This window comes from Mariprofundus ferrooxydans PV-1, from assembly GCF_000153765.1.
Taxonomy (GTDB): Bacteria; Pseudomonadota; Zetaproteobacteria; order Mariprofundales; family Mariprofundaceae; genus Mariprofundus; species Mariprofundus ferrooxydans.
Genome location: NZ_DS022295.1, coordinates 126,961 through 152,751 on the forward strand (window position 1 = coordinate 126,961; position 25,791 = coordinate 152,751).

Annotated in this window: 30 protein-coding genes; 11 read left to right on the forward strand and 19 right to left on the reverse strand. The window is 53.2% G+C overall.

Annotated features, from left to right (window positions below; genetic code table 11):
- Positions 1 to 2 precede the first annotated feature (2 nt).
- The 17 genes from SPV1_RS07365 to SPV1_RS14730 form a co-directional block, all read right to left on the reverse strand.
- Entirely contained in the window at positions 3 to 707 is a 705-nt protein-coding gene (locus SPV1_RS07365) for an FkbM family methyltransferase (protein WP_009850517.1), read from the reverse strand.
- Positions 704 to 1,519: a DUF3108 domain-containing protein gene (locus tag SPV1_RS07370; protein WP_009850518.1), complete on the reverse strand. Its 816-nt coding sequence runs from the start codon at positions 1,517 to 1,519 to the stop codon at positions 704 to 706. The genes SPV1_RS07365 and SPV1_RS07370 overlap by 4 nt, the downstream gene beginning before the upstream one ends.
- A complete protein-coding gene (locus tag SPV1_RS07375) occupies positions 1,513 to 2,082 on the reverse strand; it encodes a methyltransferase family protein (protein ID WP_009850519.1) in 570 nt (189 codons plus the stop codon). The genes SPV1_RS07370 and SPV1_RS07375 overlap by 7 nt, the downstream gene beginning before the upstream one ends.
- A complete protein-coding gene (gene waaC, locus SPV1_RS07380; protein ID WP_009850520.1) occupies positions 2,072 to 3,079 on the reverse strand; it encodes a lipopolysaccharide heptosyltransferase I in 1,008 nt (335 codons plus the stop codon). The genes SPV1_RS07375 and waaC overlap by 11 nt, the downstream gene beginning before the upstream one ends.
- The gene (gene waaF / locus SPV1_RS07385; RefSeq protein ID WP_009850521.1) at positions 3,076 to 4,056 is read right to left on the reverse strand and encodes a lipopolysaccharide heptosyltransferase II; all 981 of its coding nucleotides are present in this window, start codon (positions 4,054 to 4,056) and stop codon (positions 3,076 to 3,078) included. Before waaF ends, waaC begins: the two co-directional genes overlap by 4 nt.
- A complete protein-coding gene (locus tag SPV1_RS07390; protein ID WP_009850522.1) occupies positions 4,053 to 4,754 on the reverse strand; it encodes a class I SAM-dependent methyltransferase in 702 nt (233 codons plus the stop codon). The genes waaF and SPV1_RS07390 overlap by 4 nt, the downstream gene beginning before the upstream one ends.
- The gene (locus SPV1_RS07395) at positions 4,751 to 5,617 is read right to left on the reverse strand and encodes a lysophospholipid acyltransferase family protein (RefSeq protein WP_009850523.1); all 867 of its coding nucleotides are present in this window, start codon (positions 5,615 to 5,617) and stop codon (positions 4,751 to 4,753) included. The genes SPV1_RS07390 and SPV1_RS07395 overlap by 4 nt, the downstream gene beginning before the upstream one ends.
- Positions 5,618 to 5,632: 15 nt before the next feature.
- Positions 5,633 to 5,803: a Trm112 family protein gene (locus SPV1_RS14175; protein ID WP_009850524.1), complete on the reverse strand. Its 171-nt coding sequence runs from the start codon at positions 5,801 to 5,803 to the stop codon at positions 5,633 to 5,635.
- 120 nt (positions 5,804 to 5,923) lie between these two features.
- Positions 5,924 to 6,583: a Bax inhibitor-1/YccA family protein gene (locus tag SPV1_RS07400; RefSeq protein ID WP_009850525.1), complete on the reverse strand. Its 660-nt coding sequence runs from the start codon at positions 6,581 to 6,583 to the stop codon at positions 5,924 to 5,926.
- A gap of 72 nt (positions 6,584 to 6,655) precedes the next feature.
- A complete protein-coding gene (locus SPV1_RS07405; protein ID WP_009850526.1) occupies positions 6,656 to 7,075 on the reverse strand; it encodes an FxsA family protein in 420 nt (139 codons plus the stop codon).
- A 101-nt stretch (positions 7,076 to 7,176) separates the two neighbouring features.
- On the reverse strand, positions 7,177 to 7,656 hold the full coding sequence (locus SPV1_RS07410) for a prepilin-type cleavage/methylation domain-containing protein (RefSeq protein ID WP_231288337.1): 480 nt from the start codon (positions 7,654 to 7,656) through the stop codon (positions 7,177 to 7,179).
- A 141-nt stretch (positions 7,657 to 7,797) separates the two neighbouring features.
- Positions 7,798 to 9,405 (reverse strand): O-antigen ligase family protein, encoded by a 1,608-nt coding sequence (locus SPV1_RS07415; protein WP_231288338.1) that lies wholly within the window; start codon positions 9,403 to 9,405, stop codon positions 7,798 to 7,800.
- Positions 9,406 to 9,567: 162 nt separating this feature from the next.
- Positions 9,568 to 9,888 (reverse strand): hypothetical protein, encoded by a 321-nt coding sequence (locus SPV1_RS07420; RefSeq protein WP_009850529.1) that lies wholly within the window; start codon positions 9,886 to 9,888, stop codon positions 9,568 to 9,570.
- Positions 9,885 to 10,532 carry a hypothetical protein gene (locus tag SPV1_RS07425; RefSeq protein ID WP_050754731.1) on the reverse strand — a complete coding sequence of 216 codons (648 nt, stop codon included), beginning with the start codon at positions 10,530 to 10,532 and terminating at the stop codon, positions 9,885 to 9,887. Before SPV1_RS07425 ends, SPV1_RS07420 begins: the two co-directional genes overlap by 4 nt.
- A gap of 35 nt (positions 10,533 to 10,567) precedes the next feature.
- Positions 10,568 to 11,374, reverse strand: coding sequence for a hypothetical protein (locus tag SPV1_RS07430; RefSeq protein ID WP_009850531.1), 807 nt, complete (start codon positions 11,372 to 11,374; stop codon positions 10,568 to 10,570).
- A complete protein-coding gene (locus tag SPV1_RS07435; RefSeq protein ID WP_009850532.1) occupies positions 11,367 to 12,059 on the reverse strand; it encodes an ABC transporter ATP-binding protein in 693 nt (230 codons plus the stop codon). Before SPV1_RS07435 ends, SPV1_RS07430 begins: the two co-directional genes overlap by 8 nt.
- A gap of 68 nt (positions 12,060 to 12,127) precedes the next feature.
- A complete protein-coding gene (locus SPV1_RS14730) occupies positions 12,128 to 12,577 on the reverse strand; it encodes a prepilin-type N-terminal cleavage/methylation domain-containing protein (RefSeq protein WP_009850533.1) in 450 nt (149 codons plus the stop codon).
- Positions 12,578 to 12,799: 222 nt separating this feature from the next.
- Here SPV1_RS14730 and SPV1_RS07445 point away from each other — a divergent pair, with 222 nt between their 5' ends.
- From SPV1_RS07445 to SPV1_RS07460, 4 genes are all read left to right on the forward strand, one after another.
- Positions 12,800 to 13,162 (forward strand): DUF6164 family protein, encoded by a 363-nt coding sequence (locus SPV1_RS07445; RefSeq protein ID WP_018295313.1) that lies wholly within the window; start codon positions 12,800 to 12,802, stop codon positions 13,160 to 13,162.
- A 175-nt stretch (positions 13,163 to 13,337) separates the two neighbouring features.
- Positions 13,338 to 14,552 (forward strand): FAD-dependent monooxygenase, encoded by a 1,215-nt coding sequence (locus SPV1_RS07450; protein WP_009850535.1) that lies wholly within the window; start codon positions 13,338 to 13,340, stop codon positions 14,550 to 14,552.
- Positions 14,549 to 15,769, forward strand: a complete 1,221-nt coding sequence (locus SPV1_RS07455) for a UbiH/UbiF/VisC/COQ6 family ubiquinone biosynthesis hydroxylase (protein WP_009850536.1) — start codon at positions 14,549 to 14,551, stop codon at positions 15,767 to 15,769. Before SPV1_RS07450 ends, SPV1_RS07455 begins: the two co-directional genes overlap by 4 nt.
- A gap of 73 nt (positions 15,770 to 15,842) precedes the next feature.
- Positions 15,843 to 16,589 (forward strand): hypothetical protein, encoded by a 747-nt coding sequence (locus tag SPV1_RS07460; RefSeq protein ID WP_009850537.1) that lies wholly within the window; start codon positions 15,843 to 15,845, stop codon positions 16,587 to 16,589.
- Positions 16,590 to 16,758: 169 nt separating this feature from the next.
- Here SPV1_RS07460 and argB read toward each other — a convergent pair whose 3' ends face one another.
- Both argB and SPV1_RS07470 read right to left on the reverse strand, forming a co-directional pair.
- Positions 16,759 to 17,646, reverse strand: a complete 888-nt coding sequence (gene argB / locus SPV1_RS07465; protein WP_009850538.1) for an acetylglutamate kinase — start codon at positions 17,644 to 17,646, stop codon at positions 16,759 to 16,761.
- Entirely contained in the window at positions 17,643 to 18,158 is a 516-nt protein-coding gene (locus tag SPV1_RS07470) for a hypothetical protein (RefSeq protein WP_009850539.1), read from the reverse strand. The genes argB and SPV1_RS07470 overlap by 4 nt, the downstream gene beginning before the upstream one ends.
- A gap of 302 nt (positions 18,159 to 18,460) precedes the next feature.
- On the opposite strand from SPV1_RS07470, the gene SPV1_RS07475 reads away from it, so the two are divergent.
- From SPV1_RS07475 to pal, 7 genes are all read left to right on the forward strand, one after another.
- On the forward strand, positions 18,461 to 19,246 hold the full coding sequence (locus SPV1_RS07475) for a TorF family putative porin (RefSeq protein ID WP_040881741.1): 786 nt from the start codon (positions 18,461 to 18,463) through the stop codon (positions 19,244 to 19,246).
- A gap of 102 nt (positions 19,247 to 19,348) precedes the next feature.
- A complete protein-coding gene (locus SPV1_RS07480) occupies positions 19,349 to 19,690 on the forward strand; it encodes a P-II family nitrogen regulator (RefSeq protein WP_009850541.1) in 342 nt (113 codons plus the stop codon).
- A gap of 17 nt (positions 19,691 to 19,707) precedes the next feature.
- Positions 19,708 to 20,994: an ammonium transporter gene (locus SPV1_RS07485; protein WP_009850542.1), complete on the forward strand. Its 1,287-nt coding sequence runs from the start codon at positions 19,708 to 19,710 to the stop codon at positions 20,992 to 20,994.
- A gap of 307 nt (positions 20,995 to 21,301) precedes the next feature.
- On the forward strand, positions 21,302 to 22,381 hold the full coding sequence (locus tag SPV1_RS07490; protein ID WP_152909247.1) for a hypothetical protein: 1,080 nt from the start codon (positions 21,302 to 21,304) through the stop codon (positions 22,379 to 22,381).
- A 220-nt stretch (positions 22,382 to 22,601) separates the two neighbouring features.
- Positions 22,602 to 23,813, forward strand: a complete 1,212-nt coding sequence (locus SPV1_RS07495) for an ammonium transporter (RefSeq protein WP_009850544.1) — start codon at positions 22,602 to 22,604, stop codon at positions 23,811 to 23,813.
- A gap of 75 nt (positions 23,814 to 23,888) precedes the next feature.
- Entirely contained in the window at positions 23,889 to 25,154 is a 1,266-nt protein-coding gene (tolB, locus tag SPV1_RS07500; protein ID WP_009850545.1) for a Tol-Pal system beta propeller repeat protein TolB, read from the forward strand.
- 121 nt (positions 25,155 to 25,275) lie between these two features.
- Entirely contained in the window at positions 25,276 to 25,779 is a 504-nt protein-coding gene (gene pal / locus SPV1_RS07505) for a peptidoglycan-associated lipoprotein Pal (RefSeq protein WP_009850546.1), read from the forward strand.
- The last annotated feature ends 12 nt before the right edge of the window (positions 25,780 to 25,791 follow it).

Consider the following 25,791-nt stretch of genomic DNA (forward strand, 5'->3'; position numbering starts at 1 on the left):
GCTTAACGCTCCTTGAACAGGCCATTATCCGGCAGGGCATAAATCAGGGTAAAACCGACCCAGTTATATAGCCGGTAGCCGGCCGCTTCGAGGTAGAGATGCATGGGCTGAGCCAGAATGGCATGGATATCCTTCAGGTGACTTTCGGTCAGCAGGATTTTCGGTTTGTAACGGTTCATGTCCAGAGAGCGGATGACGGCAAAGTCATGCCCCTCGGCATCGATAGTGAGCAGATCAACTGCTTCACCGGCAAAGGGGGAGGCATCGATAATCTCCGTTAATGTGCGGGTCTCAAGTTCCTGCCGGCTATAGACCGGCATCTCCGTATTGGCGGCGACCTCGGGGTCGATCGTGGAGCCCAGTCCGTAGCGGCTGTAGTTGTAGACAGTGACGGTCTCTTTTTTATCCGAGACAGGTGCATGCACATTGCAGTCTCCCGGCCGGGCCAAGTCGAAACATTTGACCTTGATGGCATCCATATCGATATTGATACCGTGCCAGCCGCGTTTGTGCAGGAAACAGGTGTTGGAAAACTTGCTCGGGTGATAACAACCGACATCAACATAGAAGCCCTGTTTTACATGCTTGTCGAGCCAGTCATTGAGTACGACATCCTCGCCGAACTGAGAGTGATGACGTTGTGTGTGGCGGGTCAGGAACGTCTTTCTCAGGATATAGGCTTTTTCAAATAACGCAGACAGGCTCATAGTTGTTTTCCATTGTTACCGGCTGTGATCGGTGGGGTAGTGCTGGCGACAACCGGCGTGTCACTCGAATAGGCAGTCAGATGAACAAAGATACGGCCGAACTTGATTTTAGCCATCATCTTGATCGGAATATGGCGCGCATCATCACTCATCCAGATTGTCATCTCACCTCTGTTAGTGAAAATGCCGGCTGTTTTTAATTTTGGCGTAACAATCAGGCAGTTGACCTTTTCACCCCAGGGCGCGGTTAATGTTTCCCATCTTTTCTGAACGTTGACCTCGATTTCGTAGCGCTCGCGCGAATCAAATATCGGAATTCTGTATGTTTCGCCCGCTTTTAAATCCAGCTTTCGTACGGCCAGGAATGCATCAATCACGCTGAGGTGGCCTGCCGGCACATCAAAAAACTCGCTGATCTGGTGCTGCGTATAGGAAACCCTGTTCTGCTGCCAGAGAAACTCCGTTCTTTTTTGTGCCGTGTATTTGCGTTCATGCAGGTTGGCGTCAAACACCGTGCTCTGCATATGACCGTTGACACAGATGCCTTCGGCGGTGATGTGGTCGCGCACTTTTTTGAACAGGTCGAGCATTTCATTGGTGCGGGCGAATGTTTTGGCCTGCCAGCCATGTTCGGTCGCGGCAATGTCCATGGTGGCGGAGCCGGCATTGATGAATTCCCAGCCGACATTAAAACTCATATGTTCGCCGGTATATGGCATGCAGGCGGGCTTGTTGTCGGCCATGGCCGTGGCCGGAAGCGACAGCAGGAGTAGCGTAGCCAGAACAATCCGGCGAGCCGGTCGTTTTACCATGTGCCGTGCAACAGCCCTAGCACAATCATGCCGGCGGCACCCGCAGCAAGTCCCAGCACATGATTCCACTCGCGATGTTTTTTTACCATATCCCAGCTGAATTCACCGCTGAATATGTCACTGCTCCAGCGCGGCAGAATGGCGCAGCGGCTGGTCATGAATTCACGATAGGTTTCGCCGAACAGGTTGATCAGGTTTTTCTCCTCATTTTTCCATGTGGGTACATAGATGATGAAAAAAGAGATACCGACAATAATGAATGCCAGCAGGCTGTCGGCGGCAATGCAGAAGCCGGTGGCGATGATGAAGTGTCCCAGATAGAGCGGGTGGCGGCACATCGCATAGGGGCCGGTGCTGGTGACTTCCGCTGATTTATGAATATAGCCGGAAGCCCAGATGCGCAGGGCTTCGCCCAGCGTGATGACGGCCAGGCCAAGTGCCCAGCTGTGCATGGTGGGATGGGCGAGCAGCAGAATGGCTGCTCCCATCAGGATGCTGGCCGGAATACGGGCGCGCAGTAATGCCTTGTGCAGGCGCTGGGCGGATGTCAGTTCAGATTTCATGTAATACCTTTACAATGGCATCGGATTGAATGCGATCCATGCAGATGAAATGATTGCATGTGCGTTGAAAACATGGGCCGCATTCCGGATTGGATTCGATATGCCAGTGTTTGTCTCCTATGGGCGCTGAGCGCCAAGATGCGGATGGCCCCCAGAATGTGATTGTGGGCGTATCCAGTGCGGCAGCCAGATGCAGCAGGCCGGTATCCGCGCCGACAACAGCTCGTGCGCCGGTGAGTAATGTGCACAATGCTGACATATTCAGGCGTGCGGGCAAGGCGAAGCCACTGCATGCGGTTGCAAGTGCTTGCGCCTGCTCGCGTTCTGCATCATTTCCCCAGCTGAAAACAGCTGTTGGAGCCTGCTTCGGCAAATTCCCGGCAATAGCCAGCCAGGTCTCAGCCGGCAGCTGTTTGGTGGCCCATCCGCCGGCGCTATGCAGTACAACATACTCCTTTTGTATCAGGCCCAGCTCACTGAGCAGGGTGGCATGGGGGTAGCAGCGCGTAGTGCCCGGTTTGATATGCGGTTGTTTATAGGAGAGTGGCTCTGCGCCGTTGTTACCGCAGGCTGCTGCTGCAACATGCCGGTATTGTTGAACCACATGTTTCTCCTGCGCATGAAATGGCACAGGGCGAGTGAACAGGGCGCTGAGCTTCTCTCTGAGCTGGCGTCGGTCGATGCCGTAGACCGGCGAGCCACAGGCGCGGGCCAGCACAGACGATTTGATCAACCCCTGCAGATCAATGACAACATCAAAAGCGAGAGCCCGTAGTCGGGAGATCGCCTGCCATGCCGAGCGCACCGGCTGATCACCCTTGAGCGCAACCCGGTGAATATGCACCTGTGCAGGAAAGATCTCGCTGACAAAGGCATAGCGTTCATCAACCAGCCAGTGTACTTCGCTTACATCCGGATGCGTCAGCAAATCATCGAGCGCCGGCAGACAATGGATAATGTCGCCAAATGCGGAGAGTCGAACGACAAGTACCTTCATGGCGCAAGCAGGGAGAAGCAGGCGTCGCTGAGCATTTTCGGCGTGATATTGTTCATGCAGGGATGGCCCGGGACATGACACTCCCGCTTCAGACAGGGGCTGCAATCAGCCGGCTGGTAGAGGATGCGAACCCGCTCCCCGCTGGGGGATGTGCGTGCGGGATCGGTGGCGCCGAATGGCGCGATTGTGGCGATGCCCAGGCCTGCGGCCACATGCATCAGCCCTGAGTCGTTGCACAGCATCAGGCGAGAGGCGGCAATCAGTTGCAAAGCCTGTCCGAGTGTGGTTTCTCCGGCGGCATTCCAGTGCGGCACGTTTAGACCTGAAAGTATGCGACTCCCTGTTTCTTTGTCCTCCGGCATGCCGAGGATCAGCGGTTGCCAGCCAGCTTCTGCCAGCGTACGGCAGACTGTGGCAAAGCCTGTTTCAGGGTAACATTTGGCCGCACCGAACTGAGCACCTGGAGCAAGAGTTACGACCCGTGCCGGATCCAGACCATGTGCCAGCATCGCCTGTTGTCCGCTCTCTATAGCCCCGTCCGGGGCTTGCAGACGGACGTCTCGTTGCTCAATTGGGATACCCGTCTGTCCCGGGATATCGAGATAAAAGTCCCGATGGTGCTGATACCTGAGACTAAGCTTGTGTGGCAGTGCTGTATCGAGCAGCAGGCGCCGCCACTGGCCGCGATAGCCGGTAATGTGACTGTTGCCTGCCAGGCGGCACTGCCAGGCGGAGCGGAAGGAGTTAGGGAAGAGGAAGGCACTATCAGCCTTGACCACAGTCGCTGAATAGATGGCTGCCGGCAAATTCAGCCAGGGCAACAGGTCTTTCAGCCATCCGCGACCGTATACCGAAATGCGCAAATCAGGGTGCTGGATACGATAGTGTTCGCTGATAGCCCGCATGGCCGGTTGTGCCATCACTGCATCACCAATCCAGTTGGGCGGCATCAGCAGTAGATGATGTGTATCCGTCATGGGGCGGCGCCGTTTTCCTCTGTCTGCTTCGGGCGGAGTGTGCAGACAAAAATGCGTTCAACCCGCCTGAACAGAGGAAACCAGGCAAACGAAGTGCCGCGGGTCATCTCCTGCACAATGGTAAAGTGACGGGAGAGCGTGCGGCGGATGCCTGTCAGTGAGTAATAGTAGGGCCGGGTTTTATGGCAAAGCGCCGGAGCACAACATTCAGCATAATAGTGCAGGCGTGCCTCCAGCGCGCTATGGGTGGTCATGGAGAGTAACAGGCGCCCGTTCGGTTTGAGCAGGCGCTCAATCTCATGCATGATTAACTCCGGATTCATCGAACAGGAGATCGCATGTGTGCAGATGATCAGGTCATAGCTGGCAGATGGCTGGTCAATACTCTCGGCGCCGCTGGCCAGGTAGGTGCCTTCGGGCAGCTTACCTGGAAACATGCGTCTGAAATCGTCAAGGAGCGGATCCAGATAGGTTTTGTTTTTTTGTGGCAGATACTGGCTGATACAGATCGGACCGGACCCGATTTCCAGTATTGAAGCAGTTTTCGGATATTCCCTGGCATAGCGTTGTAGCAGAGGTAGCAGATCGCGCTCCATACTCTCCCGAGCTTCCTGCAGGTTTTTTTCCTTCCACTTTTCCAGCGTCTGCTTTTGTGCTGCTTGCCAGCGGAAGCGCGATACGGCTCTGTGTCGGCTCATGCGCTATCAGCCTCCAGTTCATCCAGATATAACCAGCGTCTGTGAATCCATAGCCATAACTCAGGCCTGGCATGGATGACAGGTGCGAAACTGTCGGCGATGACTTGCATGGTTTGAACAGGATCCATCATGCTTTCATCAATCGGGATGGGCCAGAAGACAAGGCGGAAGTTAAAACCTTTTCCGATGCGATCAATTCTCACGCCCACAACAGGGGTATGATATTTGTTGGCGAAAGTGGCAGGCAGGGTGGTTGTGCGTCCTTCATGTCCGAGGAAGGGTACCGGAGTGCCATTGGAAAGGTGCTGGTCAATCATGATTGAAATGCAATCATTATTTTTCAGTGCCCTGGGTATCCAGCGCAGACCTATGTCACGGGCCTTCATCATGGCGCCGAAACGCTCGCGTGCCTGCAGTACAAATCTATCCACTTCTGGCTGACGCACGGTCCTGTAGATGATGTGTTCCTTATGTCCTAACATCGAGATGGCGAGGGCGCCCATTTCCCAGTTACTGTGATGGCAGGCTGCCAGAATGACGCCTTTACCGAGTTGTTCAGCCTGCAATATCGCATCGTGATTTTCCACTTCAACGCGGGAAAGCAGGAATGCTTTGGAACGCAGATATACATGAGGCAATTCAAATGCCGTTCTGCCCAGTTCTGCGAAAGATTCCCGGCTTATTTTTCGTTTCCATGCATCACTTTTGTCCGGGTAAACGCGTGATAGGTTGCGCATTGCAATGTTGCGATGACGCGTATCAAGCAGATAGAGCAGGCGACCCAGTCCGGCACCGATTGCACCGGCCAGCCTGACGGGTATCAGGCGCACCAGATAGAACAGTAGTTTGACGATGATTGCCATTACCGATGCACCAGCTTACGCGGTCAGTTTGCTGGCCTCATCAATCAGCATAACCGGAATCTCATCGCGAATGGGGTACTGAAGTTGGCAGGCATCACATATCAGCCCGTTTTTTTCTTCATTATAATGCACCTCGCCCTTGCATTTCGGGCAGGCAAGAATCTCCATCAAAGCTTGATCCAGCATAATCACTCCATATGTGCGATGCCCGTCTGGAAACCAGGGGCGTACTGTTAAGCGCCCCATGATAACGCAAATGCGGCCTGAGAACAGGCCGCATCAGCACAAGGGGGTGCGGCCTCAGGTTTATTCGTCGCCCAGAATACCGAACAGGGACAAGATATGCTGGAAGAGCAGGAATACATCCAGATAGAGGGTGAGGGCTGCAGCAATATATTCATTATTCGGATAATCACGCAGGATACTGGATGTATCATAGAGAATGAATGCGGAGAACAGCAGGACGCCGACGCCGGAAAGGGTGAGCTGTAACATCGGTGATGCAAAGAAGAAGTAGTTGGACAGGCCAAGCACGATCATGGCAATCAGTCCGGTCCAGACAAAGCCCTTGAGGAATGAGAAATCGCGTCTGGAGATGAAGGTGTAAGCGGTTAGCGATACAAAGGCTACGGCTGTTGTCATGAATGCCTGAGTAACCAGCATCGGGGATTTTGCAGCAACCATGCTAACCAGCGGTGCAATGGCCATGCCGGTGATGCCACCGAAGGCAATCAGGGCTGCAAAATTAATGCCGGGCATATGACGCACAGCCTGTACTGCGAAGATACCGCCCATCATGATGAATAGCATCATGAACGGGTGCTCATACGGGAAAGCCATACCCATGGAGAGCCAGGCTCCGATGCTGCCTGCTGCGATGCACAGGGCCAGCATGCCATAGGTTTTTCCCAGAAAGCTGATGCGGGCATCGGCCAGTTGGGTTGATTGTAGGGCTGTTGTGTTCATGAAAGCTCCTTGAAAGCGTTTTTTTCAGTATATGTGGACATGCAAGAGTGCCTGCCTGACCTTAAGTGAGGATTAACGAATATGGTGCTCATTCCGGATGATTTCCACATCGATGATATCCGATTGCGGCTGGCCGCCGACCTGTCGGATTGGCATCACTCGGTTGATGATGAGCTGACGTATTGGCGGGATCAGCAACAGAAAACCGATGGTGTCGGTAATGAAGCCGGGGAGAAACAACATCAGGCCGGCCAAAGCCAGCAGCAGGCCGTGAAACCCGTGGTCGGCAGGTATTTCACCGCGTGCCATGCTCTTTTGTGCATCAAGCAGTGTATTTACTCCCTGCCAGCGAATCAATAAGCCACCGAGTGCGGCGGTAAACAGGCACAGGGCAATTGTTGATAAACCGCCGATGCCGTTGCCGACTTCAATCAGTACATACAACTCCAGCAGTGGGACAGTGATAAATAGTAAAAAGAAAATTTTCAACATGACCCATGTATAGGGGGTTAGTCCCGAGAGTTCAAGTGTCGGTGGGATATGTGGTGATATGAGCGCAGGGCTGAGATGCCAGTTCCCTCGATTCAGGGCGACTATTGTTGGTAGGTCGGGTAGGCACTTAAATCATTGCCTGATGTGGCAGCAGGCAGGCTGGCTTCGGAGAATGTGCCGGAGAGAGGGATGGCGTGATAGCCGTTTGCCGCATCAGGATCCAAGGCAATAATATCGTTACTGCCGGCGGCCACGCCGCCCATGACAAGAGTTTGATTGTTGGTATCGGTGGTGACAGCAACCTGTACATCTGGTGTCAGGGTTCTGATTTCGAACAGCACAGTACTACCGTCGGAGAGGGTAACATTTTTGCTGATCAGGCCGTCAGCCTGTTTATCCCCGACAGCAATGGGAACATATTCACGGTGTTCATCGTAAAACTGGTTTTCGAACAGGTAGAGGTGATATACATCTGATATCGCCTGGACATTTCTGGCACGAATCTGATAGCCGCGAAACATCGGAATGGCGATCGCGGCCAGAATGCTGATAATGGCCAGTACCGTCATAAGCTCGATCATTGAGAAGCCTTGCTGCCTGCGGACCATAGTCGCTTTCCTCATTTGCCGGGTATTGTCCGGATTATCATAGTCATAGCCTTCAATAGCAATGTGGATGCCATTACTGGCGAATCTGCCTCAAAAGACCCATCGGATATATAACTAATTTGTGCCGAAATGATATTGCTCGAACGGTTTTCCGTCACATATATCCTGATAAATCTGATTGTTTCTTTCGTTGACGAAATGCTGAGCTTTGATCAATTGTCCAACCCGACAGGCCTCCTGCAGTGCGTCGGTGCTGCCCAGTGTATAAAAAAGGACCTGATAACCGGCCACCATGGGAATGTCATGGACGGCATTTCTTAATGGCGGGGTCAGCCACTTCAATAAACCGGTATGACTGTTTGTGGTTGCGACCTTGTAACCCAGCCAAATTGAGGGAATGGCGCCGATGCGGGGAATGGTAGCGAAGCCGGCCAGTGTTTTCGCACTCGCTTGGTCATCAAGATCAAAGGCATAAAGCGCTCTTTCAGCCTGAAACCACTGAATCACAGTGGGTGTTGCCCAGAATATGAACGCTGCTGTAGCTGCGGCTGTGGCGCTTATCATTGGGGCAGAAACCGGAAGCTTCCAACTTTTGCGCCGCAAAGTCGGAGCCATGGCGATGCCTATAAAAAAAACTGTTAATAAAAGGGGCAATGGTTTCGTGAAAGTGATATTGACCTGTGATTGGATAATGAATGAAATGGCGGCAAGGGAAAATGTGATACGAATATTATGCGGTCGGGCTAAAAGGCGGCAGCTTGTTTTAATCAAATGCCAGAGCCCCCAGCATAATGGCAAAAGGACAAGTATTCCGCCTTCCGCCATCAGATGAAGGATGAGATTATGTCCACTGGCGTAGTTGCTGACAAGGTGATGTGACAGGCCGAATCGGGCCATAAGGTCGCTGGCAGCCGGAGCTGCAAGCCATGACTGGGGTGCATATTGCCCCCAGCCGCTGCCGACAAGCGGTGTGTGCAGAAAGATGGAGAGAGCCGTTGCCCAGATAGTCAGGCGTGCTTCCATCGTGGCGCCGGCACTGTTGACCAGGCCGGAAATGCCATCGGAGCCGATCAGTGAGGGTTGGCTGAAATGGGCGAGAATGAACCCTGCAGAGAGGCCGCATAACCAGGGGATGATGAAGCAGCGCATTGCCTCACGAGCGTTTGGTTTGAGCGCGAAAAGCAGGCATGCAGCAATAAACAGATATGCCAGCCATTCACCTCTGGACAGCGTATCAAACAGCATGGCGGTAAAGAAGGCTACAGCAATGGCGTAGCGTATTTTTTGCTCTTTCCAGGCCAGCCAATGGGAGAAAATAAGCGCAAAGCCAACCAGTCCGGCAAAGATATTGCCCTGATTGAAAGGGCCTGCCAATTTGATGGCCGGTGCCAGTACGGAAGTGATGGGACCGAACTCCAGAGCCTTACCGTTTGTGCCTCCCAGCCAGACGAATAGTCCGACTGATGACCAGAGACAGGCCACCAGCAGGTAGAGGTGAATCCATCTTCGTAAGCTGGAAGTCGGCACGGATGCTCCGAGAACAAATAGCAGTGCTGCAGAAGCGTATAGTACCGTTTGCAAAGCCCAGGAACTGGTGGATAATAGTTGGCCGCTGGCATAAAGCCAGAGCTGTATGCAAAACAAGGTAAGCACCACGGCCAAAAAACGTTTTGGCAGTATGATGATGTGTTTCTTCTCTATCAGGGTAGTCAGGATAAACAAAAAACCGGCCGCACAAGCAGTCAGTATATTGACATCCGATGGGAAGTAGCCGGGATATACAAACGGGGTTAGTAGTAGCAGCAGAAATGCTGCGGATGAGAGGTAGACTTTCCGGGCCGAGTTAGAGTCGTTGTTTAGTCTTAAATCCTGTCTCATGGGTAGCTAGACCCAGGTGGTCAGGTCATCCGCACTGGTGGCAGCCGGCAGGCTGGCCTCGCTGAAAACGCTGGCAAGAATACTTTTACGGTAACCGCTGGATGAAGTATTATAATCTTTGGCAAGCATGGTAGTAGTGGCAGGATGATTGGCCCCAACAGTCACTGTTTGCCCGTTAGCATCAACTACGGCAGCGATAGCAATATCAGGAGAGAGCCCCTTGATAGAGAAATTGACGCTAACACCAGCAATGGCTGCACGTACTCTCATATTCGCATGCATAATCATCACCTCGATCAGCGTAAAGCGATGCTTCTCATGTCTCATGGGTGAGCCTTCTTTACTTTAGCCTGTTCCATATGTGTGATGCGGGCATCAATAACAGCGCGATACTCGGCGGGCATGGATGCTCTCAGATAGCGTAGGAAACGGATGCTCGCTTCAGGCCCTTCAGAGGCATTGAAAAATTGTGAGGCAAGGCCGATAGCAAGTGGAGGGGCGTTGGGTCTTTTGACAGCCTCGGACATCAGTACGGCGGCACGTTTATCATCATGCAGAAATTCATGGGCAAGGTAGCCTGCCATAAACGGCATTTCCCAATCCCATGTGCGGGCTGCTGCACCCTTGCTCAATAAATCTACGGCAGCGGATGTGCCCTGTTTACGAAACGCCATCAGCCCGACCGCCAGCCGGTAGACATCCCAAAACCAGGGATCCAGTTCCTGCGCGGCAAGCAGGCGTGCGTGCAGTTTGTGCCATAGCGCATTGTTGTCTGCCGGTTGCCTGCGTATGCCTTCATAGATCGAAAACACGCCGAGCAGGTTGAGGTCAGCCGCAGCGCCGGCAAAGGGACCTGCCAGGGCTTTCTGTGCAGACGGAGGCAACCCGCCGGTAAAAAAATCAGATTGTTGGAGTGATTCTCTCTGATGGTGAAACAGTGCCATGCCGTAAAGGCACAACCCGATAGCCATGCATATCCAGGCGACTGGATGAGTCTTGTCGTCCGTCACAGATCACGCCGGGCAAAGATCAGGAAGCCGGCAGCTGTCAGTATCATGATATACCCGGCTTGGGAGACCACAAACCAGGCCAGTTCGGTAGATGGCACAGGCAGGCCATGGACGACTGCCAGCGCCATTTGAGCGCCGGTCATATCGGGGAATAAGTAGTCAACGGCATGAATCAGCATGGCAGTCCATCCCGGTACCTGAGTCATTACTTCGGCAGAGGTCATGGCCTGAATCACTGAAGGGAGCAGATAGGCCAGGCCTGTGAATACAGTGGAAAAGAGTATCATTTCAACAAGACCTGATGCCCATGAGCAGGTGAAGATAACAATCGAAAGCACTGTAAGTGATTGGAGCAGTGCCATGCCGGTCAGCATGACCGGAGACCACCAGACGATACCGTGTGTCTGGGCTGTCGGGGTGTGATGTAGTCCCCATGTCACTATTGCGGTTGCAACTGCAGCCATCAGTGCGAGCAACAGCAGCAGGCCTGCGACGATGCCGGAGACTCTTGCCAGCAGGTAGATCTGGCGCGACATATGAGGCAGAAACAGATAGGCGATACCCTGAGTGAAATCCTGAGCGAGCAGGCCGGTTGCAACGACCAGCATATAGACCGTAGCCAGTAGTGATATGCCCAGCCAGAGAAAGTCGAGCTCTACCTTGATGGTTTCCAACAGAAACAGATTCGATATGGCCATCGCGCCGATTCCGATCACGATAGTAGAGCTCATCAGCACCCGGTAGGCCGGCGCTGCCAAAATCTCGCGCAGGGAAAATGCGGCTAGCGTGAGCAGCTTATTCATAGCTCTGGTTGGCCGTCTGCATCAGTCTGGACTCCAGCGCTTCTGCTTCATCCATGCTGTGCAGAATGATATCAACCTTATCAATAATTCTGCCATGATTGATGAGTAAAATCCGGTCGCACAGTCGGACCAGGTCGGGTACGATATGACTGCATACCAGTATACCGGTCCCCTGTCGGTTCAGGTCAAGCAGGATATCCAGGAACTGTTTACGACCCATGGCATCGAGTCCGGACATAGGTTCATCGAGAATCAGCCACTGAGGTTTGCCGGCAATGGCATAGGCAAGGGCGACGCGTTGTCGCATTCCTTTGGAGCAGTGGCGTAACGGTTTGTGCCAGTGTTTTGCATCCAGACAGACAAGATCAAGCAGTACAGAGGGTGTATAGTCAGCGTGGTTATTACACAGTTTCAGGGCTACTTGCGTGGTTTGCCACGCGGTGGCGGATGCAGGAAGATTGGCCAGTTCAGGTAGGTAGCCCACGCTGGCTCCGTCTGTGCCTTCGATGCTTCCGGAGTCCGGTTGTATCAGGCCGAGAATACATTTGATTAGTGTGCTTTTGCCGGCGCCATTGGCCCCCAGCAGGCCGGTGACTGAGCCGGGTGTCAATGTCAGTGAGGCGTTTTGCAGGGAAGTGGCGCCTCTGTAGCTCTTGCTGAGATCGTGGCAGTGGATGGAAGGCATATATGCTCAGGTATCATGGAAAAGGGGCAGCCATTCAGGCTGCCCCTATCTCATACTTTAGCCCTGAATCAGGGGCAGGTGCCGACAGTTGCAAGCACGCTGCCTTTGGTGCCGCCTGTTGTTGTGGCAATGCTTGGTGCTGTATCTGTTGCAGAGTAGCAGTTGTCACCGGCAACATGCTTGGTCATGAGCATGTAGTTTTGTCCAGCGGTGCCTCCATTGGTGCTGGAACCGGCGGTAACGCCGCTGGAAAGGGTCCAGGTGACAAGGCTGGCACCAGCGCCGAAAGCGAGACTGCCTGTAGCGGGCGTTGTGGCCCCCGGATACTGGTTGTTATCAGTATAGAAAGCCTCAAATATAGTTACGCCTGTGTTGGCATCAGCAGCAGCAGCAGCATTGAATGCCTTGGTGCGGTAGTTCGAGAACTGCGGGATCGCAATCGCGGCCAGAATGCCGATGATGGCAACCACGATCATCAACTCGATCAGGGTAAAGCCCTTTTCATTGTTCAATTTCATAAAGTAACTCCTTGTATTTTAGCCATGTGTGGCAGGTTATAACACATTAGCATACGCAATCCCTGTGCCATACCAATGTGTGCTCAGGGTGGCTTCTACGCAGCATTATGACGTTTGGCGTCATGCTTAGGTGACAATAATGGTCACATACGATGTTTTAATGCCGCTTTCAGGCGGCGCTGAGAATGCATAGCCTTTGCGCTCTTTGATGTGGAGGTGAAGATGGCTGTTCTGCTGTTCAGGCTCAGGGGTGTACCGGATGACGAAGCTGACGATGTCAGGGCGCTGCTGACTCAGCATGCCATAGACTTTTATGAGACGACATCCGGAAGCTGGGGCGTCTCCATGCCTGCTATCTGGCTGCATGATGACAGTAGTATTGATCAGGCGAAGGAGCTGCTCGCTGTTTATCAGGAACAGCGAGCCAGAGCTGCCCGTGATGCTTATGTTGCACTGAAGCAGAGGGGTGAGCACAAACGGCTATGGCAGGGGATCGCCGCTCACCCGTTTCGATTTCTGCTGATGCTGGCGCTGATTGCTTTCATGCTTTACGTCAGCCTCAGTCCCTTTATTCATTTTGGTTAGGAAGCCTTTAACGGGCCAGACACGCGCAGCGAGCAGTAGCAGGTAATGCGAAAATACTTTGCTCTTTTCTCAGCCTCCTCACCAGGTCAGCGGTGTCTGCCTTGTCTATATGGTATGGGACTTGCAATACAGATACGTGACGTGAGGATAAAGCGACTATGACCTGGGGGGACGTGTGAAGGAGAGGCAGGACTTCGATATCGTGATTGTCGGCGGCGGCGCAATAGGTGCAACGCTGGCGCTGGAGCTGGATCGTCTGGATTATCGCGTCGCAGTGATTGAAGTGCGCACGCCGTCATTTGCTTCTGCAAATCCCGAAAGGGTTATTGCACTGAACTACGGTTCCCGCTGTCACCTGGACAGGCTGGGGTTGTGGCCGCATGTCGCTGCGGCTGATACAGGGCAGATCAGGCATATTGTCGTATCAGAAGCAGGCAATCGGGGACGCGCGGACCTGGATGTGACCGAGGCTCCACAGCTCACTGAGTTCGGCTATGTGATTGAAATGGGAGCGTTGCTGGCGCCGATCTACAAGGCCATGGAGGCGTCATCGATCTGTATGTTTTCTCCGGCCACGGTTCTGGGCGTGAAGAATGAAATGGATGCCGTGAACATCCGACTGCGCCTGAGTGATTACGAACAACAGATTCGTGCCAACCTGCTGGTGGGGGCAGACGGCACCAACAGTCAGATTAGGCGCATGGCCGGTATTGATACGTATGGTTGGGACTATAACCGCTTCGGTATTGTGGCATCGGTAGCGTGTGCCCGTGAACACGGAGAGACTGCTTATGAATGTTTTCGTAATGCGGGGCCTCTGGCATTTCTGCCGCTGGCAGACGGTCGCTTTTCGATTGTATGGGCGGTGACGCCAGCTGAAGCGACGCAACTGCTGGAGATGGATGACGAGCGTTTTATTGCATCTCTGCGCCGGGCGGCGGGGCCTGACGTCATCGGCCTGACGGGTGACATTACAGCGGTTTCAGCGCGTGCGGTATTTCCGCTGGAGCTGACCGTCGCAAAATCCTATGCGTGCGGGCGTATCGCTCTGGCAGGAAATGCCGCGCATACCGTGCATCCGGTGGCAGGGCAGGGTATGAATGTGGGGCTGCGTGATGTTGATGCGCTGGTGACGATGCTGAACAGTGACCTGGGCAGACGGGATCCGGGACAGGGTATTATCCTGCAGGGGTATGCTGAAAAGCGGCGTGCCGATGTGCTGGCGGTGGCCGGTTTTACCGAATCGATGGTGCATATTTTCGGCAGCAGCGTGCCGGGGATGAAGTGGTTGCGAGGGCGCGGGCTGGATGCGCTGGCATCAATGCCGCGACTCAAAGAGCTTCTGCTCAGCCAGGCATCGGGTCTGGGGCAGATGGGAGATAAGGCATGAGTCAGGTGTACAGGCAAGGCGGTATGGATGCTGATGTGATCATTGTTGGCGGCGGTATGGTCGGACTGGCGCTGGCCTGCGCGTTGAAGGGTTCCGGCCTGCACATTGTGGTTATTGAACGGGCTGAGGCGCAGGTCTGCTACTCTCTGGGGCGGGATTGTCGTGTGTCAGCCATTGTCCGGGGTAATCAGCAGATTCTTGCCGGCATCGGGGTCTGGCGCTATCTGGAGGCGGATGCCGAACCGATTCGTGCCATGCGCGTATGGGACAATCAGGAACCCGGCGGTATTCGCTTTGATGCGGCCGAAATTGATGAAGCGGCAATGGGTTATCTGATTGAGAACTCCTGCACCCAGGCGGCGATGCACAGGGCAATGCTTGAGAGCGATGATATTGAATATCTTTGCCCGGCTGAGATTGCTGCTCTTGAATGGTTTGATGAAAGGGTGCAGGTATCTTTAAGCGACGGGCGTGTGCTAAATACGCCGCTGCTGGTAGGGGCTGATGGCGGTCGTTCATGGGTGCGTGAACAGGCCGGGATCGCCTGTTGTGAGCGCGATTACGGCCAGCACGGAATTGTTGCTACAGTGCGCCCTGAACGCGGTCATGGCGGTGCCGCATATCAGCGTTTTTTGCCGACCGGCCCGCTGGCTGTGTTGCCGATGACAGAGGGTTTGTGCTCTATCGTCTGGAGTGCTGAAAATGATGAGGCCGGGCGTCTGATGGCCATGAGCGATGGCGAGTTTCTCGCTGCCATGAATGCCACGTTTGGCCCTGTACTTGGGCGGGTGGCTGAAGCGGGTGAGCGTGCAGCATTTCCGCTGGTCGGGCGACTGGCGCATCATGTTGTGCGCGAGCGGGTGGCGCTGGTTGGCGATGCGGCTCACTGTATCCACCCGCTGGCAGGGTTGGGTGTGAATCTGGGGCTGCGCGATGCGATGGTGCTGGCACAGGAGATATGCGATGCCAGACGCTTTGATGAGGATTGGGGCGAGCTGGCTGTGCTCAACCGTTATATGAAACAGCGCATGCCCGATGTGCTCAGCGTGATGGCTTCGATGGAGGGTTTTCACCAACTGTTCACGCGTGACCTGCCCGGCCTGAAGGGGCTGCGCGGACTCGGTATGCGTCTGGTTGGCAACAGTGGTTCGATCAAAAAACTACTGATGCGTAACTCTACCGGTCTGAGTCTGCCTGTACCCAAGCAGATTTCATGAGGTCCTGCCTGTCTGGTTGTTTGGATTGTTATACATAAAGATGTTTATGTCCCCTCGGGGCGATGGAGGGGTGATGCGTTATAAAAGTAAAACTGTTTTTTGTGTCTGCCTGCTGGCTATGGTTATCTTGGCCGGGTGTTCAACACGCTCGATTTCCAACTCCGGTTACGAGGAGCGAAGTATCTTCGGCTTGAAACATGCTCCTGATAACCCGTTCTACAAGGGCGAGCTGAGTGAGTTTGATCTCATTGGCATTGATCCGACAGCTGAGATTAGCGAAAGTGACATTCAACAGGCTATGGTCAATGCGAATCCGCCCCTGACGTTGAAGAAGGGAGAAGCCGTTATGTTGATTCAGTCCGGTGCGATGATCCCTGACAGTGGCATGGTGGATTCAATGAACAGGTATTTTACGGTATCTGTTTTTTCCGGTGTCCCGCAGCGGAAAATTGAAGGGAAGTCCAGTTACTCCAGGTTGTTGAGGCTGGCTGCCGCCAGAGGCGGGTATGGTAAAATTATCTGTTACTGGGGGCTATTGGAGACGGCGCAGAAGGATTTGTCGAGCAAGACTGTCTCCTGGGTGCCTTTCCTGGGCAGTGTGATTCCGGATGAAGATCAGCAGATGCGTATCCGTCTGAAGGTAGCTGTTGTTGATGTAAAAACAGGCAGGTGGGAGATGTTTTCTCCCAAATCTTTTGAGGGTGAGGAAAGAAGCAGCAGGAACTCTCGCGGAGCATCAGACCAGCAGCAGGTTCAAGCTCTAAAAGAAAAGTCATACGCTGCAGCAGTGGAAGCATTGGTGAGCCGCTACGCCAGATGACGACAAATGGTTTGGTTTTCAGCCGGGGTGTGGGTGGTTTCTAATCCCTGTGCGGGGAGGAGAGTAATTGAATTGCCCGAAGCCGTGAGGCTTCGGGCAATTCGGGTTGTATCATCGCGTGCGTTTTTTGTACTGATTGCGCTGGTCGTAAGTAGGTGCCGGGTTGTATCTAGTTGTCGGAGAAGACCGTGCCTACGCCTGCATCGGTGAGTATCTCCAGCAGCAGTGCGTGAGGCACGCGGCCATCGATAATGTGCGCCTGTGAGACGCCAGCAGCTACTGCATCCAGACAACACTGAACCTTGGGAATCATGCCTCCGGCAATGGTGCCGTCGGTAATCATATCGGTTGTTTGTGACGGGGTCAGCGATGAGCAGAGCTGTTTATCCTGATCCAGAACGCCGGATACATCGGTGAGCAGGATCAGTTTTGCAGCGCCCAGCTTCTTGGCAATGGCGCCGGCTACCAGATCAGCATTGATATTATAACTCTGTCCATCAGCCTTGTGATAACCTACCGGTGCAATCACTGGAATAAAGCGATCCCGATCCAGCAGCGTGAGGATGTCGGTGTGTACGGAGTGGACATATCCGACATGCCCCAGATCGATAATTTCCGGCACATCCAGTTCCGGTGCATTGCGTTCGATTTTCAGTTTGCGCGCACAGATCAGGCCGCCATCCTTGCCGGAGAGGCCGACAGCTTTACCGCCTGCCCTGTTGATGTTGGCAACGATCTCCTTGTTGACCAGGCCGGCCAGAACCATTTCAACGATGTCCATGGTTTCGCTGTCGGTCACTCGCATGCCGTCTATGAATTCGGCCTGTTTTCCTATCTTCTTGAGTAACTGGCCAATTTGCGGACCGCCGCCATGGATGATGACAGGGTTAATTCCGACCTGTTTCAACAAGGTAATGTCGGTGGCGAAGCTGGCTTTTAGATCCTCTTCTACCATAGCGTGCCCGCCATATTTGATGACAATGGTCTGATCGGAGAATCGTTGCAGGTAGGGTAGTGCCTCGACCAGTGTGGCGGCTACAGCGCCCGGGTTTTTCATTTGGCCATCTCATCCACGGGCACGGTTTTTCTGTGATGTTCCGGATCGTGGTCGAGCATAATTGACCACACCCACATCAATCCGCAGATCGCCAGTGTCATGCCGATACTGATGCCGAGACGTGCGTCATTCGGATCATGTAACTGGGCACCCAGCGGAATAAATACAATCAGAGCGGTAGCAAGCAGACCCAGTCGTGTCCATGACAGGGTCTGGCGAAACAGTACAGCAGCTGCGCCGGGAATAGACATCAAGGCATACAGGGTAAGGATGATCCAGTAGTTCTCCTTGTTCATCGATCCAAGGATTGTCGACACATCAGCTTTGTTGCCGAGATGGTGACTTACCACTGCTCCCAGAATAATGATTGCTGCGGCCGAAACGGACCACATCAACCAGCCCAGCCACGCATTACGTCTGGCCAGGTGATTAGTCCATGTGCCGTTACCGAGTACATACATCAGTCCGGCAAAAGCCATGCCCCAGGGGGCGAGTGTGAAATCTATATGCATGTGTACAATCCTTGTTGTGCCGTAGTCGGCCAAAGCCTAACGGGGATATGGTTTGAAATCACGCAATGCAATCTTATCCCCGCGCATCTTCTGAAACACCTCGTTGCTCAAGCTATGATACTCGATGCTTAAACAATAGCAGTTGCTGCTTATATTTTAAGCATTTAGTGCGTGGCTGATTCAGGGTTAATTTCATAAGTACTTGATATATAATGTGTTTATTAAAGTTGGCACGTTGGCATGTGCGCTGCTTATACAATGGCAAGACGTTCGCTGTCTAAACTATTACAAGGATGTGAATTATGAAATTAAAGAGATATTATATTACTATGATGATGGCAGGTATGATGGGAATGACCGCTACCGCTGCTCAGGCAGAGGAGTCTTCCGGCCCTAGTTTCTCGGGAGATATCGGCGTCATGAGCCAGTATGTATTCCGTGGCGTGACACAGACGACGGGCAAACCGGCGGTGCAGGGTGACCTTAACCTCGGTTATGGCGGTTTTACCGTATCGACCTGGTTCTCGAACGCCTATCCGTCGCCTGCTCCGCAGTTTGCTGGTCGCGATACGGTAGAATTTGACTTCGGGCTGGATTATTCGGGTTCCGTCGGTGGTGTTGGTTACTCACTGGGTGCGGTGCAGTACACCTACCTGTATGACTCGGCCTCGAACTATGCCGAAGGCTATGCATCACTCTCCTATGACGCGATCGTTTCTCCGTCGGCAAAGGTTTACTACACAATCGGTCAGTCCCAGAACAAGGCTTTCCTGTCGGGTGATACCTGGGTGGATCTTGGCCTGTCGACATCCTATGCCGGCCTGGACTTCTCCGGCTCGGTTTCCTACGCACGCTGGAAAAAAGATTCGATCAACCGTCCATTGGCCGGAACCGTGAACATGTACAAGGATGGCTTTAATCTGGTCACGCTTGGCATGAGCAAGGATGTCACAGTCGGCGACGCAACCCTGACCGCCTCACTGACCGGTACGATGCCGGTTGGCAAGAAGCAGACGGACGGCGAGCGCTACATCTATGGCGTGGCGGTCAAGCCTGAAGTCGTAGCCGGCCTGAGCCTTAGCTACTGATATTATGCTGCAGCTCCCCGGCTGAAAGTGAGGGGTGGGGGAGGGATATTCGCCCCTCACTATTAACCTGGATGAATTAAAACTTGAGATAAGGAGAAGCTTATGAAAATGATCAGAGCCATCATCAAGCCGTTCAAGCTTGATGATGTAAAAGAGGCCCTGGCCGGGGCAGGTATTTCAGGCCTGACTGTGACAGAAGTACGCGGCCATGGCCGCCAGAAGGGGCATACCGAACTGTATCGTGGTGCCGAATATAATGTCGACTTTGTCCCCAAGACAGAATTGATGATCGTGGTGGAAGACGATCATGTAGATGGTGCTATTGCAGCCATCGTTGAGTCGGCACGCTCCGGAAAGGTCGGAGATGGCAAGATATTCGTATCGAATGTCGAGAAAGTTGTTCGTATTCGCACCGGTGAATCCGATGCAGACGCACTAAATTGAGTAAAAGGGAGATCCGAATGAAACATATAATTTCAAAAATCGGTTTGATGCTTCCGGTTGCGTTGCTTGCACCGGGTATGGCTATGGCCGAAGACACGTTGAACTCAGGTGACACAGCCTGGATGCTGACATCCACGGTGCTGGTGCTACTGATGACACTGCCGGGTCTGGCGCTGTTTTACGGCGGTATGGTGCGCAAGAAGAATGTACTGTCGGTGGCAATGCAGTCTCTTTCGATCGCAGCGTTGATGAGCATACTTTGGGTAGTTTGCGGTTATTCGCTGGCCTTTGGCGAGGGCAATAATTTTATCGGCGATTTATCCAAGGCCTTTTTCTCAGGTATCGGTGTGGATACCCTTTCAGGGACCATTCCTGAAACAGTGTTCGCTACGTTCCAGATGACTTTTGCCATTATTACACCGGTACTGATTATTGGTGCTTTTGCCGAGAGAATGAAGTTTTCAGCAGTGCTGCTGTTCACCGGTGCCTGGGTGCTGGCCGTATATGCTCCGATTACCCACTGGGTATGGGGCGGCGGCTTCCTGAGCGATGCCGGAGCACTGGACTTTGCGGGTGGTACCGTGGTACATATTAATGCTGGTGTTGCAGGGCTTGTCTGTGCGCTGGTGCTGGGCAAACGTATCGGATATCCGAAAGAGCCGATGCTGCCACATAACCTGACCTATACCCTGATTGGTACTTCGATGCTGTGGGTTGGTTGGTTCGGTTTCAATGCCGGTTCCGAGCTGGCTGCTGATGGTGCTGCGGGCATGGCTATGCTGGTCACGCAGGTAGCAACAGCGATGGCTGTGCTGGCATGGACCTTTGCCGAGTGGGTGGTGTTCAAGAAGCCAAGTCTGCTGGGCGCATGTTCCGGTGCTGTAGCTGGCCTGGTTGCCATTACACCTGCTTCCGGTTTTGTTGGCCCTATGGGTGCTCTGGCTATCGGTCTGGCTGCAGGTCTGATCTGCTTCTGGGCTGTTGCTTCGCTGAAACGCAAGCTGGGCTATGATGACTCTCTGGACGCCTTTGGCGTGCATGGTATTGGCGGTATTGTCGGTGCATTGCTGACCGGCGTCTTCGTCTCTTCCAGCTTTGGCGGTGCAGGTCTTGCCGAGGGTATGACGATCGGTTCACAGGTGATCGTTCAGCTTGAAGCCATTGGTGCGACTATCGCTTACTGTGCTGTAGTAACATTTGTGATCCTGAAGATTATTGATGTCATCATCGGTCTGCGTGTTGAGCATGATGAAGAGCGCGAAGGCCTCGATATCACCCAGCACGGAGAGCAGGTTTACGAGTAAGCGTTTGAAGGAGGGGTATCTCTCCGGTATCACTATTGTAACAGGACATGGAAAATACATTCCATCCGGCAGATCGAAAGCCATGTCCTATTACAGCGGAAGCGGAGCGGGAGTTATTCCCGCTCCGTTTTTTATGATGGGTGCACCAACATTCATATGGCTCATCCGGTGCAGGTCATTATATTTTATGACAGCGTTGGCTGGAAAGGTCATTGTCCGGTGTAAGGCGTGATCTCTTTGAGGTAATATTGGCAAGGGCAATTCTGGCTGTGTAGTGCCCCGGGAGCCACGAAGAATGGAGGCGAAAATGAGTCAGTCAGTTTTATTACATGCGCTATCACTTAACGACAGAATACTCGAGCCTAATAAACTGCCGCTGTGCGGACATGTGTGGGCATTTGATAAAGCGTTGATGGGTAAGGAGATGTTTGTCGGTAACTGTATCAGTGTTCTGTCACTGCTGGGTAGCCAGGATGCAACGATTAACTGGCAAAATGACCTGATGGTTTTCGACACGCACCTGAATGATCAGACGGCCACAGTACTGATCTCACTACAGGATGATTCGCTTGCATCAGATTATTACTATTTTTTCGGTGTCTGGATGGCGCCTGATGATGCATTGAAAGGGGAGGCCGATGACTGGCTGGCTGAGCCCATTGATTGGGAGCAGGAGGACCTGTTTGCACCGGCCATTGCATTTAACGTCACTGTTGCTGACGAGCCGTTGCAGCTGCCGCAAGTCAGAAAGATGGTCGGCAGGGAGGTGTTTGCCGAAGGTGTTTGCCACTCTACGTTCAAGCTGTATGGCTCTATCGATGTGCACCCCTGTTTAAGCGGGCGTTTTGTCATGTGTCCGAGTGTACACGCAGGCAATCATGGGCGTTTTGAAATTCGCCACTCTCTCTATTCGCTCAGGAATTTAATGGCATTGGCCGGGCGGGTGATGAAGACCTATGATCAGATACAAAATAGTAGTGCTTTGGAGGGACTATCCCTTGATATGGAGCAGTTGATCCGTATGCTGAATAATGATGCTGTGGAAAGGACAGGCTGGGATAGCATGGCTCGGGAGTGCGGCAGGCTGGCCCTGCTGACAACGACCGAGGAGATGGACTATCAGAAAAAGTATGTCGATGTGTGCAATCTGCTGAAGCTGTTTGAGGCTATTGAGGCGGAGCTGGATGTGTCAGAGATCAGTGGTATCCCATCGCTTGCGGCAAGGATGAAGATGCCCTTTGATTACGCAAGCAGGCTGATTGATGAGAAGTTGGCGGTGATGGGAGGGCTGGAAAAGCAGGGGGGGATTCTTCAGGCCCAGATTAATAACCGGATACTGGCATCGCAGCAGAGCATGCTGGAGCAGTTGCTCAATAGTAGGTCGTAGCGTTACTGCTTTGAGTCCTGCTGCTTCGGGCATGAGTGAAATCTCTCTGTATTCGTAAGTGGATAGCCGCTAGTGTCGCGGCCACTGTTCATAGTGTTGGTGACCTGTAAAAGAGTGCCATCATCCGACTTTGACGGGCGTTGCAACGATGTGTTGATAGTCTGTCGGTTACCGGAGAAACCGTCGAGGTGAACAGGAATCAGGGGAGGGGGATGCCACAATGAATACAGCGGGACTGGATGTTTTTTTTCTCACCATGGGAGCGGCCATGGTGCTGGCAATGCATGCAGGTTTTGCCTTTCTGGAGGCGGGAACAGTACGCAAAAAGAATCAGGTAAATGCTCTGGTCAGGGTTATTACTGATTTTGGTTTTTCCACGATTGCTTATTTCTTTGTCGGTTTTTCCGTGGCCTATGGTATTAATTTTTTCGTGCCGGTTTCCGAATTGAATATTCTTGGCGGAAAAACCAACGGTTACGAAATGGTTCACTTCTTCTTTCTGCTGACGTTTGCAGCAGCTATCCCCGCGATTATTTCCGGCGGCATCACCGAGAGGGTTCGTTTTTGGCCCAATGCTCTGGCGACGTTGATCATTGTTTCTCTCATTTACCCATTTTATGAGGGGCTGATCTGGGGTGGAAACATGGGTTATCAGGGGTGGCTGGAAGCAACATTCGGCGCTCCTTTCCATGATTTCGCCGGTTCGGTTGTCGTGCACAGTATGGGCGGATTTCTGGCTGTTGGTGCCGTTGTTCTGCTGGGGGCTCGCAAGGGGCGTTATACGAAAGACGGACGTGTGGTGGCAATTCTGCCGTCGAATATTCCCTTTCTGGCACTCGGTTCATGGATTCTCTGTGTCGGCTGGTTCGGATTCAATGTGATGAGTGCAGGTAATGTCGAGGGGGCATCGGGTCTGGTGGCGATAAATTCACTGCTGGCTATGGTCGGCGGCTTGTTGGCGGCGCTGGTTGCAGGCAAAAATGATCCGGGTTTTGTGCATAATGGTGCGCTGGCCGGTCTGGTCGCTATCTGTGCAGGCTCTGATATTGTGCATCCTGTCAGTGCGCTGGTGATCGGTCTGGTGGCCGGTGCATGCTTTGTTTACGGTTTTCAATTTGTTCAAACCCGGCTGAAAATAGATGACGTGCTGGGCGTGATTCCGTTGCACGGAGGTGCGGGGCTGTGGGGCGGTATCGCTGCCGGCATCTTCGGCCAGAGTTCGCTCGGCGGGGCTGGCGGCGTCACCTTTATGGCTCAATTGGTCGGCACGCTGACCGGCGTGAGTATTGCCCTGGTGGCCGGTTTTGTTATTTATGGTCTTGTCAGGGCCATGCTGGGTATTCGTCTCTCCGAGGAAGATGAATATCATGGTGCGGATCTGTCTGTGCATAATATCAGCGCCAATCCGGAGCAGGATATGGCCAGCCACTAAGTTTTTTACAAGCCCGGCAATGATTTAGTCGTTGCTGGGCTTGTTTTGCTCTTCAGGGGGCGGTAGAAAGCTGCCATGCGTGTTTTTGCTTTTCTCCTACTGTTTCTGGCTACTGCCAGCCATGTTTCGGCTGCCGATTTTGATATCTACCAATCTGATTACCGACCGCTTCAGGTGGCGTTGCTGGTTGAAGGTGAAGCAGATGCTCCCGGTGACAGAACGATGGTGCGTCAGGTCGTCAGTCATGATCTGGCGTCCAGCCAGTCTTTCAAGCCGATTGACCCGATGGCCTTTCTGGTCAGTCCGGATAGCGCTCCAGCCAGTGTGGATTACGGTGACTGGCGGCTTATAGGCGCGGATATTCTGGCTATCTGCAAGCTTCGTACGGTAAATGGTGTGTTGCAGGCGGATGTACATGTATATGATCCATTCCGCGGCAAACAATTGCTTTCTCTGGTGCTGGAGGGGAGCAAGCCTGGCTTGCGCGTATTGGCGCACCGGGTGGCGGACCAGATTTACCAGGCGGCTTTGGGGATTCCGGGTTACTTCACCTCACATGTGCTCTATGTGACCAAGCATGGGGATCTCTCCGATCTGGTCTATATGGATCAGGATGGAGCGAACAGGCAGGTGGTGGGAAAAAACTTTACCCTGTTGCTTTCGCCTGACTGGTCACCCGATGGCAATGAGGTTGCACTCAATACCTATGTCGGTAATCACCCCCGGCTGGAGTTTTTTAATTTACGCACGGGTAGTCGCAAGGCTTTTGGTGAATTTAAAGGTCTGAACAGCACGCCGGAATTCTCTCCTGACGGTCGATATGTTGCGGCGACACTGTCCGACAAGAATGATATCAATATCCATATATATGATGTAAAAAAAGGCACATGGCGTGCGTTTACCCACGGCCATGCGATTGATACCACGCCGACCTGGTCGCCGGATGGCAAATGGATTGCGTTTGTCAGTAACCGGTCCGGAAAGCCGCAGATCTATCGTAAGCCATTAAGTGGAGGCCGCGCCCAGCTTGTCAGTACGAGCGGAACATATAATACGTCACCGGCATGGTCTCCGACAGGTGACAGAATTGCCATGATTTCACTGAAAAACTGGTCGTTTGCCGTGGCAACAGTGAAGCCGGACGGTACGGATATCCGTTACCTTGCGACGGGGAAACGGGTTGAGTCTCCCAGCTGGTCAAGTAATGGGCAGATGCTGCTCTATTCAGCAGAGGAGCATGGTATCCGGCGCCTGTATCGGGTGCCATCCTGGGGTGGTACTCCCGAGGCTGTGACGTCGCCAGCCATTGATGCATCTGACCCGGCCTGGTCACGTCACTAAAAATACAGAGGGTGCCGTCATCGGGGTTGGTCAGTATGACAGTTGCAGGATAGAGCGAAACAGTTGACTGGTTATGCGGTTCTGTCACTATACGCTTACCAGACTCACTTAGAGGGAGAATATGAATATGGACTCAACGCGTTCGACGAAACAGATTTTTATGGTGGCCCTGGCAGCGGCAGCTCTGCTGTTTGCTGGTTGCTCCAAAAAAATGGAAGTGGCACCTGAAGCCAAGCCTGCTCCGCAGGCACAGGTTGTGCAGCCGGTGGTGACTACTACTACCAGTGTGACCAAGCCTTCTACCAATGCTGTTTATTTTGCGTTTGACAGCTCAGCACTGGATGCTTCAGCCCGGGCAACACTGGATGGCTATGCAGCATGGCTTAATGCCAACAATAGCGAGAACATCACTATTGAAGGCAACTGTGATGAGCGTGGCAGCCGCGAATATAATCTGGCGCTGGGTCAGCGTCGTGCCGATAGCGTGCGTGATTACCTGACTGCCAACGGCATTGCTGCCGGTCGTATCGATACCGTTTCATTCGGTGAAGAGCGCCCTGTATGCAAGGGTACCGGCGAAGCTTGCTGGGCCCAGAATCGTCGCGGCGACATTGTTAGCCGCTGATTTTTCAGCAGT